Annotated in this window: 12 protein-coding genes; 3 read left to right on the top strand and 9 right to left on the bottom strand. The window is 67.4% G+C overall.

Going from position 1 to position 15,637, the window contains the following annotated elements; translation table 11 throughout:
• Positions 1–38 precede the first annotated feature (38 nt).
• The 5 genes from UK23_RS49075 to gabT all read right to left on the bottom strand — a co-directional run bounded on the left by UK23_RS49075 (position 39) and on the right by gabT (position 5,768).
• Entirely contained in the window at positions 39–533 is a 495-nt protein-coding gene (locus tag UK23_RS49075) for a CAP family protein (protein WP_196777948.1), read from the bottom strand.
• 400 nt (positions 534–933) lie between these two features.
• The gene (locus tag UK23_RS30555) at positions 934–2,076 is read right to left on the bottom strand and encodes a glycoside hydrolase family 88/105 protein (RefSeq protein ID WP_052685202.1); all 1,143 of its coding nucleotides are present in this window, start codon (positions 2,074–2,076) and stop codon (positions 934–936) included.
• A gap of 68 nt (positions 2,077–2,144) precedes the next feature.
• Positions 2,145–3,107 (bottom strand): LacI family DNA-binding transcriptional regulator, encoded by a 963-nt coding sequence (locus tag UK23_RS30550; protein WP_045315142.1) that lies wholly within the window; start codon positions 3,105–3,107, stop codon positions 2,145–2,147.
• Between the two features lie 55 nt (positions 3,108–3,162).
• On the bottom strand, positions 3,163–4,473 hold the full coding sequence (locus UK23_RS30545) for an aldehyde dehydrogenase family protein (protein ID WP_082115095.1): 1,311 nt from the start codon (positions 4,471–4,473) through the stop codon (positions 3,163–3,165).
• Positions 4,470–5,768 (bottom strand): 4-aminobutyrate--2-oxoglutarate transaminase, encoded by a 1,299-nt coding sequence (gene gabT, locus UK23_RS30540; RefSeq protein ID WP_045315141.1) that lies wholly within the window; start codon positions 5,766–5,768, stop codon positions 4,470–4,472. The genes UK23_RS30545 and gabT overlap by 4 nt, the downstream gene beginning before the upstream one ends.
• 81 nt (positions 5,769–5,849) lie before the next feature.
• Between gabT and UK23_RS30535 the strand changes: the two genes are divergently transcribed.
• Together UK23_RS30535 and UK23_RS30530 are read left to right on the top strand one after the other, a co-directional pair.
• A complete protein-coding gene (locus UK23_RS30535) occupies positions 5,850–7,151 on the top strand; it encodes a PucR family transcriptional regulator (RefSeq protein ID WP_045315140.1) in 1,302 nt (433 codons plus the stop codon).
• 95 nt (positions 7,152–7,246) lie between these two features.
• Positions 7,247–9,331: a peroxidase family protein gene (locus UK23_RS30530; RefSeq protein ID WP_052685201.1), complete on the top strand. Its 2,085-nt coding sequence runs from the start codon at positions 7,247–7,249 to the stop codon at positions 9,329–9,331.
• Here UK23_RS30530 and UK23_RS30525 read toward each other — a convergent pair.
• Positions 9,328–10,116, bottom strand: coding sequence for a hypothetical protein (locus UK23_RS30525; RefSeq protein ID WP_045315139.1), 789 nt, complete (start codon positions 10,114–10,116; stop codon positions 9,328–9,330). The genes UK23_RS30530 and UK23_RS30525 overlap by 4 nt on opposite strands.
• Positions 10,117–10,164: 48 nt before the next feature.
• Positions 10,165–11,343 (bottom strand): FAD-dependent monooxygenase, encoded by a 1,179-nt coding sequence (locus UK23_RS30520; protein WP_045315138.1) that lies wholly within the window; start codon positions 11,341–11,343, stop codon positions 10,165–10,167.
• A gap of 75 nt (positions 11,344–11,418) precedes the next feature.
• On the opposite strand from UK23_RS30520, the gene UK23_RS30515 reads away from it, so the two are divergent.
• The gene (locus UK23_RS30515; protein WP_231114748.1) at positions 11,419–11,880 is read left to right on the top strand and encodes a MarR family winged helix-turn-helix transcriptional regulator; all 462 of its coding nucleotides are present in this window, start codon (positions 11,419–11,421) and stop codon (positions 11,878–11,880) included.
• On the opposite strand, the gene UK23_RS30510 is transcribed toward UK23_RS30515, so the two are convergent.
• Positions 11,873–14,251, bottom strand: a complete 2,379-nt coding sequence (locus UK23_RS30510; RefSeq protein WP_045315137.1) for a TIM-barrel domain-containing protein — start codon at positions 14,249–14,251, stop codon at positions 11,873–11,875. The two genes, UK23_RS30515 and UK23_RS30510, sit on opposite strands and share 8 nt — an antisense overlap.
• On the bottom strand, positions 14,248–15,636 hold the full coding sequence (locus UK23_RS30505) for a glycoside hydrolase family 28 protein (protein WP_052685200.1): 1,389 nt from the start codon (positions 15,634–15,636) through the stop codon (positions 14,248–14,250). The genes UK23_RS30510 and UK23_RS30505 overlap by 4 nt, the downstream gene beginning before the upstream one ends.
• Position 15,637 lies beyond the last annotated feature (1 nt).

The following is a 15,637-nucleotide window of genomic DNA, read 5'->3' as shown; positions in this document are numbered from 1 at the left end:
CCGCAGGTCCGTGGCTGCGGACCCTTGGAATCAACCGTCTAGAGCGGTGGGAGGACGTTCGCCACGAACTGGTTCAGGGTGTTGCCCCTGGCCGCGAAGTCGAGCACGACGTAGGTGCCGTTCTTGCCCTGCTTGAGGCCGACGCCCACGCGGTCCGAGGACTTCCAGACCATCGCGGTGAAGTGGAGAACGCCGTAGTCGACGTTCGACTGAGTCATCTCCTCGGCGTAGTCGTAGCCGCGGGATTCGCCGTACCACGACTCGAGGGCTTTAACGGTCACGGAATCGATTGCGCGCGTGCGGCTGCTGATCCAGTAGAGGTTCTCGCCGTAGACGTTGTTCGGGCGGTGTTCGAAACTGTCCGTCTCGTGGAGGTGATCTGCCCATTCCTGGGCTGTATGCGTCACTTCGGAATCGAGGGAGAGAGGGGCCACTCCGTGCTTCGCGCGGTAGGCGTTGAGGAGTTCGACGGTGTTGGTGATCGCATCGGTGGCCAATGCGGGGGTCGCCGGTAGCACCAGGGATGCGATCACGGCGATTACGGTCAGCAGGATTCGCATGGATGGGTTTGTCCCCCATATGGGGCACTGTGGACAACCCTTTGGGCTGAAGATGGCGTCTCGATAGGCGCTGCGTAGTCGTGGGTTAGGCTATGGGTGTGACGCGTAACACAGGGAGGGGTGAGTGGTGGGGGTCACCCCTACGACCCCCTTGGGTTAGTGCTCGATACCCCGGTTGCGGTGCAAATTCACTCCACAGGACGTCGTTGGGGCTCTATGTTTGTGACGTCAGCCACTACGGAAGGAGCCGGACATGGAGCGCCACGAGATTCTTGCGGACGAGGACGGCCACATTCGCGGGTACGACTAGAGAGCTACTCGGCCGCAGCGCGAGGGAGTCACCCGAAGCGACTCCCTCGCGGCCGGAGAGTTACTAGCTGGTACGTGCGAGTTGCTCGTTCATGATTAGGAAAGCGCCCAGGCCGTGGAAGTCGTTCGTGTTTCGCGCGCGGGCGTAGTAGTAGTCGGCATTGCCGACGTTGGTGCCCTCGGAGATGTCCTTGATGTTGGTCAGGCCGTCCGAGCCGACCGACGTCTTGGCGAGGACGCCCTGGTAGCCCTTCGCCGCCACGGCCTGGTAGGACGCGTCGAGGTAGCCGCGCTCCACGCCGCGCGAGAGCATGAAGGTGTACATCGACGACGCTGAGGTCTCGGTCCAGTTCTTGGAGTTCGAGCACTTGTCGACGATCTGGCACCAACGGCCCGTCGCCTGGTCCTGGAAGCGCGCGTAGCCGGTGGCGAGGTGCTTCACGATGTTGATGAGATCCGTCCTACCGGGGTGGTCGGCGGGCAGGATCTCCAACAGGTCGATCGCGGTCATGCCGAACCAGCCGATGGCGCGGGCCCAGTGCTCCGCCGAGTGCTTGCCGGGGTTCTTGGCCCACGACTCGGAGCCGTCCGCGTCGTAGGCGTGCCAGAGCAGGCCGTCGTCGGACTTCAGGTGCGCGAAGTAGGTCTTCATGTTGCGGACGGCTTCGTCGTAGCCGTAGGGCTGGTTGTAAGCCTTGGCGTACATGGCGATGAAGGGCTGTGCCATGTAGACGCCGTCCGCCCACAGCTGGCCGACCTTGCTGGTGGCGTGGAACATGCCGCCGTCGGACGTGCGCGGGTAGCTGGTGAAGCGGGCGCGGACCTTGTCGGCGGCCTTCTTGTACTTCGCCTGGCCCGTTTCCTGGTGCAGGATGATGAACAAGGTGGCGCTGCGCATGGCGTCGAGGTTGTTGAAGCTGTTGTCGACGCTGCCGTCCGCCTTCACGAAGCGGTCGACCCAGGCCTTGATGTAGTCGAGGTACTTCTTGTCGCCGGTGCGCTTGTAGACGAGGTACTGGCCGTACAGGTACAGGCCGCGGGTGTAGCCCCAGCCGCCGAGCTTGTCCGGGGTGAAGCGTTTCATGGTCGAGTCGACGACGGCCTTCGACCAGTCCGACGGCGGTGCGGCTGCGGTGGCTGTGGCGTTCGCCGGGGCGATCAGTGCCAGCGATACGGCGAGAATGCCGAGGAATCGTGCTGTCCTCACTACGTGCTCCTCCTAGTGCCCAGGGCGGCGGAGGCGTGGTGAAGCATTCCCGGTCGTTGTTCCGGGTGTCAAGCTAACATCGGATGTTTGCGCGTGCTTGCGCGGATAACGAGCTTTGTCGGGAGTTCCCGGAGCTCCGGCTCGGCGCCGTCGAGACGCTCGGCCAGGAGGTCGACGGCGACCTTGCCCGCCTCCTCCGTCGGCATCGCGATCGTGGTGAGCGCCGGCGAGCACATGGCGGCGTAGAGGATGTCGTCGAAGCCCGTCACGCTGATCTGCTGCGGCACCTGGACTCCGTGCTCGGCCAAATAGCTCAGCACGCCCAGCGCCATCAGGTCGTTGTAGGCGATGAACGCCGTCGCGCCGGTCTTGAGCGCCTGCTCGGCGGCCGCGTAGCCGCCGCCGAAGTTCGGTTCGAACGAGCCGAGCAACCGCGCCCGGCCGTTCAGGCCCTGCATCCTGCGGTTGTTCGACCACGCCGCCGCGGGGCCGCCGAGGTAGACGTAGTCCTTGTGGCCCAACGACTCCAGGTGTGCGACGACCTGGTCCATGCCGTCGGCGCTGTCCATCAGCACGGACGAGACGCCGTCCACGATGCGGTTGATCAGCACCAGTGGCGTCAGGTTCTGCAGTTCCAGGATCTGCTCGTCGGTCAGCAGCGACGCGCACAGCACGACGCCGTCGACCTGCGCCGCCATCGTCCGCACCAGCTCGGCCTCGGTCTCCGGGTCCTCCCTGCTGTCGCAGAAGAACACCGAGGTGCCGGCCTCGCCCGCGCGGGTCTGCACACCGCGCAGCACGGCGGGGAAGAACGGGTTCTCCAAGTCCGGCACCACGATGCCGAGGTTCCCGGTGCGGCCCGTGATCAGGCTTCTCGCCGCGCGGTTGGGCTGGTAGCCGAGCCCGGCGACGACGTCCAGGACCCGTTGCCGGGTGGCTTCCTTGACCAGACCCGGCGCGCTCAGCGCGCGCGAGACCGTCGAGACGGAGACCTGAGCTTGGCGAGCGACATCCCTGATCGTGACTGCCACTCGTGAATCATGGCAGTCACGATCAGGATCGACCCATTCATCGGATGAATGCCGGTTATAGCTCCAGGCCCGTCAGCACGAGCACGCGGGCCTCCGTGAGGTCTTCCATGGCCGCTTTGAGTCCCTCTCGACCGATGCCGGACTCCTTCACGCCGCCGTACGGCATCTGGTCGGCGCGGTAGCTCGGCACGTCGCCGACGATCACACCGCCGACCTGGAGTCGTTGCGCGGCACGGAAAGCCAGCCGCACGTCGTTCGTGAACAGACCCGCCTGCAGGCCGTACTTCGACGCGTTCACGCGGTCGAAGGCCTCCTCCACGGAGTCGACCCTGGTCAGCGTCACGACCGGGCCGAACACCTCCTCGGCGCTCACCTTCGCGTCCTCCGGCACGTCCGTCAGCACGGTGGGGGCGTAGGTGCGGCCGTCACGCGTGCCGCCGGTCAGGACGGTCGAGCCGGCCTCGTTCACCCACGCCTCAACGCGTTCGGCCGCGGCGTCGCTGATCAGCGGGCCGACGTCGCCTGCCACGTCGAGCTTGTTCACGTGCTGCACGATCGCCTCCGACAAGGCGTCGTAGACGTCGGTGTGCACGTAGACGCGCTGAACGGAGATGCACGACTGGCCCGCCTGGTACATCGCGAACGTGGCGATGCGCTGGGCGGCGAACTCGACGTCCTGCCAGTCCGGGGCGACGATCGCGGCCGCGTTGCCGCCGAGTTCGAGGGTGACGTGCTTGCGCGGCACGCGTTCCTTGATGCCCCAGCCGACCGGGCCGGAACCGGTGAACGAGACGACCGGCAGGCGTGGGTCCTCGACGAGCCTGGCGGTGTCCTCATTGGACAGGTGCAGGATCGAGAACGCGCCGTCCGGCAGGTCGGTCTCGGCCAGCAGCTCACCGAGCAGGAACGCGACCTTCGGCGTGGCGGGTGCGGGCTTCAGCACGATCGGCGCGCCGACCGCGAGTGCCGGAGCGACCTTGTGCGCCACCAGGTTCAGCGGGAAGTTGAACGGCGCGATGCCCAGCACCGGGCCGCGCGACACCCGGCGGACCAGGGCGAGACGACCCTCGGCGGACGGGTCGGTGTCGAGGCGCTGCAGCTCGCCGGAGAACCGGCGGGCCTCCTCGGCGGCCCAGCGGAACGTGGAGATCGCGCGGGTCACCTCGATGCGCGCCCACTTCAGCGGCTTGCCGGAGTCGTCGGTGATGGCCTGCGCGAACTCCTCGGCGCGCTCGGCCAGCCTGCGCGACACGTGGTCGAGCGCGGCGGCACGGCGGTGGGCGGGCAGGGCGGCGAGTTCCGGGGCGACGGCGTGTGCCTTGGCGACCGCGTTCTCGACGTCTTCTGGGGTGTGGAAGGGAATCATGCGGTTGGGGCTCCTTCAAGCAGCGCCGCCTCGAGCACGTCCAAGCCTTCGGCGAGCAGGTCGTCCGGGATGACCAGCGGGGGCAGCAGACGGATCACGTTGCCGTAAGTGCCGCACGTCAGCACGACGACACCCTGGTCGTGGCACGCCTTGGCCACGCGGGCGGCGACTTCGGGCGTGCGTTCGGTGAACTCGATGGCGAGCATCGCGCCCCGGCCGCGGATGTCGGCGATGATGCCGGTCTTCTCGGCGACAGCACGCAACCGGGACAGCACGGTCTCCTCGATGCGACGCGCGGCAGCGTTGAGGTCGCGCTCGCGCATCGTGCGGATGGCGCCCAAGGCAGCAGCACACGCCACGGGGTTGCCGCCGTAGGTGCCGCCCAACCCGCCGACGTGCACGGCGTCCATGATCTCGGCGCGACCGGTGACGGCGGCGAGCGGGAGGCCGCCCGCGATGCCCTTGGCCGTGGTGATCAGGTCCGGAACGACACCTTCGTGGTCGGAGGCGAACCACGAACCGGTGCGGCAGAAGCCGGTCTGGATCTCGTCGGCGACGAACAGCACGCCGCGCTCGCGGCACCACTGCGCGACGGCGGGCAGGAAGCCCTCAGCCGGTGCGATGAAGCCGCCCTCGCCCTGGATCGGCTCGATCACGACGGCGGCGGTGTTGTCCGCGCCGACCTGCTTCTCGATTGCCGCGATTGCCTTCTGAGCTGCTTCGACACCGGTCAGGCCGTCGTGCAGCGGGTAGGACGCCGGCACCCGGTACACCTCGGGCGCGAACGGCCCGAAGCGGTGCTTGTACGGCATGTTCTTGGCGGTCAACGCCATCGTGAGGTTCGTGCGGCCGTGGTAGCCGTGGTCGAACACCACGACGGCCTGCCTGCCGGTGACGTGCCGGGCGATCTTGACCGCGTTCTCGACGGCCTCGGCGCCGGAGTTGAACAGCACCGACCGCTTCTCGTGGTCGCCGGGCGTCAGAGCGTTGAGCTCCTCGCACACCTCGAGGTAGCCCTCGTACGGCGTGATCATGAAGCAGGTGTGGCTGAACCTGTCGATCTGCGCGTGCACGGCCTCGGCCACGGCGGGGGCGGGGTTGCCGACGTTCGTGACGGCGATGCCGGAGCCGAGATCGATCAGCTGGTTGCCGTCGACGTCGATCAGCAGGCCGTCGTCGGCCGACTCGACGTAGACGGGCAGGGTGCTGCCGACACCCGAGGCGACGGCCGCTTTTCGCCGCGCCTGGAGTTCCAGCGATTTGGGACCGGGGATCGCGGTACGCAGTCGGGTCATGTTCTCAGCATGGCCCTGGTCAAGGGCCTGCGCAGTGTCTGAGATGGCGATCTCACCGCACACAGATGTACAAAGTGGCACATGCCCATCACGCTGCAGGAACTCGCGCGCCAGCTCCGGTTGCCGGTGCTGGCGGGGGACGTGTCGAAGCCGGTCGGATGGGTGCACGGGACGGAGCTCGCCGATCCCACGCCGTTCCTGGAGGGCGGCGAGCTGCTCCTGACGACCGGGCTGAGGCCGATCGACCAGGACTACGTCCAACGCCTGGTGCGTGCCGGGGTCGTCGGGCTCGGCTTCGGCACCGGCCTCGGTCACGACGTGGTGCCGCCCGCGGTGGTGGAAGCGGCGGCGAACGCGGGTCTGGGACTGGTCGAGGTGCCGCGCGAGGTGCCGTTCATCGCCATCAGCAAGGCGGTGTCCAAGGCCCTGGCCGCGGACGAGTACGCGGCTCTCGCCAGGACCAGCGAGGCTCAGAAAGCGCTCACCAGGGCGGCGGTCAGAGCAGGGGTGGCGGGGGTGGTGCGGCGGCTCGGACAGTGGATCAGCGGCTGGGTGGTGCTGCTGGACGCCGCCGGGGAACCCGTCCACGCACACAATCCGCGCCTCGTCCCGAGCCTGACCCAGTCCAGCGACTCGCGTCCCGTACCTGATCTCACCGCCGAGGTCGCGAGGCTGCGGACCGCGGGCGGGCTGGCCAGCGCCGCGTTCGAGGCGGTCGGGCAGCACATCTTCCTGCAGGTCCTGGGCAGCCGAGCCAGGGGAGTGCTGGCGGTGGGCACCGATGGCCCGCTCGACGCCGCCGACCTCAGCATCGTCAACACAGCGGCCTCCCTCCTGACCCTGGCGCTCGCGCAGAACGACGCGGTCGACGCCGCCCACCGGGAGCTGCGCACCTGTCAGTTCCGGTTGCTGCTCGCCGGGCTGCCGGTCGACGGCCTGCCCGAGCGGTTCCGGGTGTTCCTCATCGGCGAACCACCTGAGCACGACGTGTTCTGGGCCGAATACGAGGGCAACACGGTTGTGCTGGCACCCGAGTTCGACGGCTTCTCATCGTCCGAAGTGGACGCAACCGAAGTCGCGCGGGGTTACCGCGAAGCGAGGCAGGCCCGTGACGCGGGCATCAGGAACTTCGAGGACTTCGCCGGCGTCAAGCTCCCCGACGGGTTCGCCGACGCGTTGCTGCGGCCACTTGATCAGGAGACGCGGGAAACCCTGAAGGTCTGGCTGTCCCACCACGGCGCGTGGGACCCGGCCGCGACCGCACTCGGCGTGCACCGGCACACGCTCAAAAACCGTGTGCGCAAAGCAGAACAGGCCCTGAACAGGTCGCTCGAGTCGCCAGGACTGCGCGCCGAACTGTGGCTCGCGCTCGCCAGGACTTAAGGGGTTCGCGTCCTTATTCCGCCCCGCCGCACGCGCGTAGCCTGCGGAAACCGCTGCCGTGCCAACAGAAGGGGAATGAAAGAAGGCAAAACCTCATGGCAAGACTCACCGGCGCATGGCTTCCATTCGCCGCCAGTGCCGCGCTGGTTCTCACCGGTTCCGCCGGTACCTCCGCCGCGTCCCCGACCGACGACACAGTCCTGGCGTGCGACCTCACCACGCGCACCCTCGACGGAAGCTGCAACAACCTCGCCCATCCCGAGTGGGGCAGGACGAACACCGAGTACCTGCGCGTCGCCCCGGCGCGCTACGCGGACGGAGTCGCGAGGCCGGTCAGCGGGCCGAGCGCGCGCTACGTCAGCAACCGCCTCTACAACGACACCGCGCAGAACCTGTTCTCCGAGCGCGGAGTCTCGCAGTGGGGCTTCGTGTGGGGACAGTTCATGGACCACACCTTCGGCCTGCGTCAGGAGGCCGGCGGGGAGAACGCGCCACTTCCGTTCGACCGCAACGATCCGCTCGAGGGGTTCCGCAACGATCTCGGCTCCATCGGGTTCATGCGCACCCCGGCAGCTCCTGGCACGGGGATCGACACCGTCAGGCAGCAGATCAACACCGTCGACAGCTACATCGACGGCTCCAGCGTCTACGGCCCGGACGTGACGCGGCTGGAATGGCTGCGCGAGGGCACGGTCGACGGCAACCTCGCCGACAACGGCGCGCGGCTGTTGCTGGACAAGGGAATGCTGCCGCGACGTGACTCACGCGGTGACGCCGCCAAAGCTCCGGTCATGGCCGCGGACGGACGTCTTCAGGCGACACCGGACAAAGCGATGGTCGCCGGAGACGTGCGGGCCAACGAGAACATGGCCCTCACCGCGACGCACACGCTGTTCGCGTTGGAGCACAACAGGATCGTCAACTCCCTGCCGCGAACCCTGTCCCCGCAGGCCGCGTTCGACATCGCGCGGCGCGTGGTCGGCGCTGAGCAGCAGTGGATCACCTACACCGAGTTCCTGCCCGCCTTCGGAGTGCAGCTGTCCCCCTACCGCGGCTACAACCCGGCGGTGAACGCCAGTCTGTCCAACGAGTTCGCGGTCGTCGGCTATCGGGCGCACAGCTTCATCCACGGTGAGCTCGAACCGATCGCACCAGAGGGCACCTACACCGAGGCGCAGCTGGAAGCCTTTGAGGCGCAAGGCATCGAGGTCGAACACGAGGACGGCGAGGTCGTGCTGGTCGTGCCGCTGAACGTCGCCTTCTTCAACCCCGACCTGCTCGCGGGCATCGGCGTCGCACCGGTGCTGCAGGGCATCGGCGCCGAGCCGGAGTACCGCAACGACGCGCAGATCGACAACCAGCTGCGCAGCGTCCTGTTCCAGATCCCGGTGCCGGGCAACCCCGGTTGCCTCGACGGCCCGGAGCTGCCGCAGTGCTTCCGCGGCGTCAGCGACCTCGCCGCGATCGACATCGCCCGCGGCCGCGACCACGGGTTGCCGCTGTACAACGACCTGCGCCGCGCGTACGGCCTGGCCGCGAAGACCAGCTTCGACGCGGTGAGCGGCGAGCCGACCAGCTCCTGGCCGAGCGACCCGCAGATCAACCCGAACGACCCGATCAACGACCCGGACATCATCGACTTCGTCCGGTTGCGGGACGGCGCGGGCAACATCGTGCCGCTCGACGTGCCGGCCGCGGCCGAGACGATGGGCGTGACGGGCACCCGGCGTTCCACCGACGCCGCCCGGATGCGCGCGATGTACACCGACGTGAACCGGCTCGACGCGTTCGTCGGCATGTCCGCCGAGCCGCACCGCGCCGGCCACGAGCTCGGCGAGCTGCAGGAGGCGATCTGGAAGAAGCAGTTCGAGAACCTGCGGGACGGCGACAGGTTCTTCTACGCCAACGATCCGGTGCTGACCGACATCCAGAACCGATACGGAGTGTCCTTCCGGCACACGCTGGGCGAGATCATCCGGATGAACACCAGCGCTGAGGTGGAGGACGACGTGTTCCTCTCGGAGATCCCGATCCTGCCCTCGTGGGCGAACGCCACGGCGTACGCGATCGACGACGTGATCGTCTACCGCGGCACCACCTACGTCTGCCGCCAGGCGCACCGGTCGCAACTGGACTGGACGCCTCCGGTCACCCCCGCCTTGTGGCGACGGGTCACCTAAACCGCGAAGGTGAGTGAGGCCGTGTAACCGGACTGCGTGCTGCCCGACATCGTCGCCATCTGGTGGTCGACCCCGTCGCGGAACACCATGTCCTGCTGCAAGGAGGTCCTCGACATGTTCCGGACGCTCTGCGTGTACCCGGTCGTGCCGTAGACCTCCTTGCACGTCGCCTCTGGCAACGCGAGCTGCGAGGTCGTGATCTTGTTGCCCGCCTTGGTCGCCTCGGCCAGGCTGGGGTACACCTCGAAGTGGATGTGCGGCCAGCGCCCCGAGTACGCGCCGGGGAAGACGCTGACGAACTTCAACCTGCCACTGGAATCGGCTTCCTGGACCCCGCGCAGGAAGTTCTCGTTCTTCACGCGGTCCGAGTACATCGAGTAGTCACCGTTGATGTCGCAGTGCCACAGGTAGACGGCCGCGCCCGCGTACGGCTTGCCGTCCTCGTTCTGCACGGTCAGCTCGATGTTCAGCTGCACGCCCTCGGCGGTCTTGGTGGAGCTGCCGAAGCTGGAGCGGATGTCCGAACGCACGATGCCGCTCTGGGTGAGCGCGTTCGGGCCGTTGGAGCCGTCGCCGGGGAACGGGCCGGCGGTCTCCTCGGGGATGGCCTCCAGCGCGCTACCGGCGGCTGCCGAGGAACCGCTGGTGGTCGGGCTGGAAGTGGTGGTCGACGGGGCGCAGGCCACGAGCGTGAGGCCTGCGCCGCCGAGCAGCGACAACGCCCGCCGGCGTCCGAAGAGCGTGGCGAGGTCGAACTGGAGGCCGCGGTCGTGGTTGTCCGTCATGCGAACCAGGTTGCGGCTCGTTTCTGTGAGCAGCCTGTGCGGAGCCTGTCACGGAGCTAGCAGCACGGAGCCGAAATCCGGCAGCGTCAAAGCCGAGTGCTCGGGACGCGCCGCGTCGGCCGGCATGGTCGTGAGCTCACGCAGGGCGGCGTTGCGCTGAGCCAACGCCTCGGGCGTGCCGGGGAACAGCTGCGCGTTGCCCTCCTCAACCAGGCCCTGGTTCGCCTCGACGAACGGCCGGATCTCGCGTTCGTACGCCTCGAACGCACGATCGGAAGTGGCCAGGTGACCCGCCAGCACGTAAGCACCGACCAGCGCGAGGCTCGATCCCTGCCCCGTGAGGAACGAAGGCGCGTAGGCGGCGTCACCGACCAGCGCGACCCGCCCGGACGACCAGCGCGGCAGGTGGATCTGGCTGACCGTGTCGAAGAACAGGTCGTCGGCCTCCTTCATCGCCGCGACCATCCGAGGCACCTCCCACCCGTCCCCGGCGAACGTCGACGCCACCAGTTCGCGCTGCGCCTCGGGATCGCGGAACGCCCCGAACGGAGCTTCGGCACGCGAGAAGCTCAGAAACCCGTGCACGCTCTCACCCGAGCCCACCGCGTACAGCGTCGCAGCGCGACCAGGCTCGTTCCACATCAGGCCTTCCCGCGTCAACCCGAGGTGGTTCGGCATGGTGAACCCCGCGAAGCAGTAGCCGAGGTAGCGGTGGAACTGCTCCTCCGGCCCGAACGTCAGCGTCCGCACCGCCGAGTGCAGCCCGTCCGCGCCGATGACGTGGTCATAGGTGCGCTGGAGTCCACTGTGGAACGTCACGTCCACGCCGCCGGAGTGCTCGGACATCGCCACGATGGTGTTGTCGAACAAGAACTCCACGTCGTCCCGCACGGTGGAGTAGAGGATCTCGGCGAGATCGCCGCGCCGCACCTCCAGGTCGCGGTCGTCGCTGCGGGTGATCGACTCGGGCCGGATCGACGCCACCAGGCCGCCGTCCGCGTTGAGGAACGTGAGCTGCCGCGTGTGCACGTGGGCCTCGCGCAGCCGGGGGAGCAGGCCCATCCGCTCGACCACTCCTAACGCACTGCCGCGGATGTCGATGGGGTAGCCACCTCCACGCAACGCATGCGACTTCTCCACCACGGTGACGTCGAAACCGTGCCGCCGCAGCCAGAACGCGAGGGCGGGCCCGGCGATGCTGGCGCCGGAGATCAGGACGGTGCTCATGGTCCCTCCAATTAGCTAACTTAGGTATCCTTCTTCGACCGTAGCAGACACATACCTAAGTTAGGTAGGTAATTGGTGGGCAGTCCGGATCCCGCGGCGATGCTGCGGCAGCTGATGCAACTGGGCACCGTGCTCAACAAGAGCCAGCTGGTCGAGCGGGCGATGGAGCACGTGGGCATCCCGCTGGACCGCCCTGCCCTCACCGTGCTGGTCACGTTGCGCATGGCAGGGCAGCCCCTGCGGGTGGGGGAGATCGCGTCGCGGATGCAGGTCGTCGGCCCGCACGTCACGAGGCTCCTGCACGATCTGGAGCGCGCCGATCTGGTCCGCCGCGTCACCGATCCGAACGACCAGCGCGCGCGTCTGATCGAACTGACCGATCAGGGCGCCGCGGCGGCGGGACGCTACCTGGAGGCCGTCCTCGGCTGGTTCACCGGCGCGATCGCCGACTGGCCGGACGAGGACCAGCGGACGTTCGGCCGGCTGCTCAGCCGGTTCGTGGACGACCTCCAGGCGCGCGTCGCGGACCTCAGCTGAGAGAGAGCAGCACGGTGCTGGAGCCGTGTCGGGGTAGGAGCTTCAGCACCGTGCCGCCGAACGTGCCGGGCGTTGAGGAGACAGCCGCCCAGCCCGTCGTCTTGTCGCGGAGTTCCTCGACGGTCGAGGCCTTCAGGACTTTCCCGTCGATCACCACCTGTTTCACGCCGGCAGGAAGCATGAGCTGCGACTCCGCGGGGGCGTCCCGCAGCGTCACGAGCATGTGCTTGCCGAACGACTTCACCCGCAGGTTGCCGAACTTGCCGTCCGCTCCGGGCGACACGAGCCAGCCCGCGCGATCGCGCCGGTCCAGATCGTTCACGCCCCAGGCCTCGGACCAGATGTCGGGCGTGCGGAAGTTGAACGGCATGGCCGAGGACGCCCGCAGGTACAGCGGGAACTCGTCCAAAGTGGACTGCCGCGTCACAGTTCGCCCGCCGGTCACGCGCTCACCGGAGAACAGGTCGATCCACTCACCGGATGGCAGCCACACGTCGACCGGCGTCGGCTTCCCGGCCGCGCCGTCGGCCTCGGCGCGGTCGGCCGTCACGGGAGCGGCCAGAAGATCAGGCCCGACCATGAACTGCTGGTCGGCCTTCCACGCCTCGGCCGACGCGGGGTGTTGGAACGCCATCGGCTGCGTGATGGGTGTGCCGTCCTCGTGTGCCTTCACGGCTTGGGCGTAGAGGTACGGGAACAGCTCGTAGTGCAGCACTGCGGCCCGCTTGAACCGGTCGAACGTCGCCGCGTCGTACACCCACGGCGTCGAGTTGCGGCCCGAGCTGCCGACCTGGAACACCGGCGACACCGCGGACATCTGCGACCACCGCACGAACAGCGACTCCGACGGGCCGCCACCGAGGTTGCGGTAGCCGCCGGTGTCCGAGCCCTGCACCGGGTGGCCGGAGATCCACGAGTTGATGCCGCGCCGGGTGGAGAGCCGCAGACCGTCGAAGCTCATGTCGGCGTCGGCCTGCCAGAACCCGTGCAGGATCCCGGGCATGCCGTCGCCGCCCGCGCGGAACAGCGTCGTGTAGTCGTCGCCGTGCACCTTGCGCAGCATCTTGACCACGGATTCGGCGTACAACAACGGGTACTGGTTGTGGATCAACGTGCCGGGCCCGCCGGCGAACGTCGTCTCCTCGAAGTTGTGCTCCTCGCCGCGGTCGCCCTTGACGAAGTTCACGCCCATCCGGAACACGGACTCAAGCTTTGCCTCGTAGTGAGCGCGCGCGACCGGATTCGTGAGATCGATGTCCCACACGTTGGTGCGGTCCGACTGTGCGAACGAACCGGCGGGGTAGTCGTGCGGGCATTCCTTGCCGTCAGAGGCCTTCGACAAGAACGGCGCCACCCACACACCCATGTTCACGCCGCGAGAACGCATCCAGTCGATCGTGCCCTGTGCGTCCGGGTACATCGTCTTGTCGAACTTCAACGCACCGATGCACGCATACGTCGGCCGCGCGCCGTCAGGGCCTTGCTCCCACGGGTTGTCGACCCACAGCGTGCTCAACGGGACTCCACGCGCCTGGAACTGCGTGACGTCCTCGACGACCTCGTCGGAGTTGTTGTACTTGTCCCGCCACTTCGTCAAAGCGAACTGACGCGCGGGCGGCAAAGTCGGCATGCCGACGCGCTTGAAGTACGACGTGTTGACCTGCGAAGGCGAGCCCGCATAGATCTCGTAGTCCAGCCGGGAGGTCTTGAAGCACAGCTGGATCCGGTCCGGCACACCAGCAGTCACCGGGCAGGGGGCGGGCTTGTCCGCACAATGGTCATCGGCCGCAGCACCAGGAAATGCAGTCCGGCCGATCGCCTTGGTGTCTGCGTAGATGCCGTACCCAGCGCTGGACATGAAGAACGTCGAAGGCGCGCCGTTCTTGTTGCACTTGCCGAACGTGGAAGCGCCCACGAACACGGCCTTGTTGAGCAGCACACGTCGTTGCAGGTCGACGAACATCGTGTGCGCGCCACCGCCGAGGAAGTGCTCCTCCAACGACCCGGTGAGGTTCGCCGAGACCTGTGCGACGCCGAGAGAAGGCTCCAAAGTCCAGCCCACTCGCAGCCCGCGGGGAGTGCGGGTCACGACCACGGAAGCGGTCCTGGACGCCTCCGTGGTCGCCACGACGTACCGCACCCCACCCGGAACCCGTTTCTGCGCAACGACCTGCGTCAACGAGTGCTGTGTGCCGTTTGTGAGCCGGTAGAACGTCTCGCGCTGCCCGGTCAGGGTCCGCCTGCCGTCGGAGAAGTCCAGAGCGAACGGGGAGTTGACGGCTTTCCACGACAACCCCTGATGAGCCATCGCGATCGGTGAACCCGCCGTGAGCCCGGCAGCGACCAACAGAAGTGCCAGCAGATACCTCACGCCGGCACCACCCCGTTGATCGTGGTGTTGCGGAACACCAGGTTGTCGGTGTTCTCGATCAGGTTCGGCTCGGTGATGCCGGTGAACGCCGAGTTCGTGATCTGCACGTTCTTGATGTGCTGTTCGGGGAACCCGCGGAAGCAGGCCGCCAGCTTCCCGTTGGTGATCTTCATCCGGTCGACCGTGATGTTGTTGATCTGCGGGAAGAAGCCCTTCGTGCCGCCGTTCTGGTAGTACATCGAGACGAACAGGATCTCGCGCTCGACGTTCTGCCCGAAGACGTTGCGCAGGTGCACGCCGTCGATCACGCCGCCGCGGTCCTGGTTGCACTTGATGTAGAGGGCGTGCTTGATCGGGTAGCGGCCGGGGAAGTCCGGCGCGTTGATCTCGCAGTCGCGGCAGAAGACCTCGGAGACGCCGCCGGACATCTCGCTGCCGATCGTGATCCCGCCCCAGCGGCCGGAGAACTTGTTGCGCTCCACCACGATGTGGGTGGACGGGATGCCGACCCGCCGTCCGTCGGCATCCCGTCCGGACTTGATGACGACGCAGTCGTCGTTGGTGTTGAACTTCGAGTCGTGCACGTGCGCGTAGGACGACGAGTCGAGGTCGACGCCGTCACCCTGCGAGTTGGTCGAGTAGACCTCGATCCGGCGCACGGTGATGTTCTGCGAGAACACGAAGTGCAGCGACCACATCGCCGGGTTCTTGATGAACACGTCCTCCACCAGGAGGTTCCTGCAGCGGAAGAACTGGATCATGTTCGGCCGCATGTTCTTGCCGACGCCCATGATGCGTTCCTCGACGGGCACGCCGTCCTCGCCCCACTGGCGCAGCAACGGCGTGGAGCCCGCACCCCAGCTCGCCCACTTGCCGCTCAACGCGTCGCCGTCGATCGTACCCTTGCCGGTGATCGCGATGTTCTGCTGCTCGAACGCGTAGATGAACGGCTGGTAGTTGTAGCAGAGCGTGCCCTCCCAGCGGGTGAGCACGAGCGGCAGGTAGTCGTTGGGGTCGGTGGAGAACTTGATCGTGGCGCCCTCGTTCAGGTGAAGCTCCACATTGGACAGCAAACGAATGCCGCCGGTGAGGAACGTGCCCGCGGGAACGACCACACGTTCCCCACCGGCTCGGTGGCACGCCGTGATCGCGCGGTAGAACGCCTCGGTGTTCTTGGTGAGGCCGTCACCCCTCGCGCCGTACGCGGTGACGTCGTAGTCCTTCCTGCGGAAGCGTGGCGGGCAGATGCGCGCGAGGATGAGCGGCACCTCCCGCCACGGGTCCCGGCCCAGAGCGGGTTCTGCGGCCGCAACGCCTGCGGGGAGCAGGAGACCAGCGGCCGTCAGGCCGGACACACGCGCGAAATCACGACGTGACAAGGACACA

The sequence above is a fragment of the Lentzea aerocolonigenes genome (genome assembly GCF_000955955.1).
In the GTDB taxonomy this organism is placed as follows: Bacteria; Actinomycetota; Actinomycetes; order Mycobacteriales; family Pseudonocardiaceae; genus Lentzea; species Lentzea aerocolonigenes_A.
This window is presented reverse-complemented; position numbering and strand designations above follow the sequence as displayed.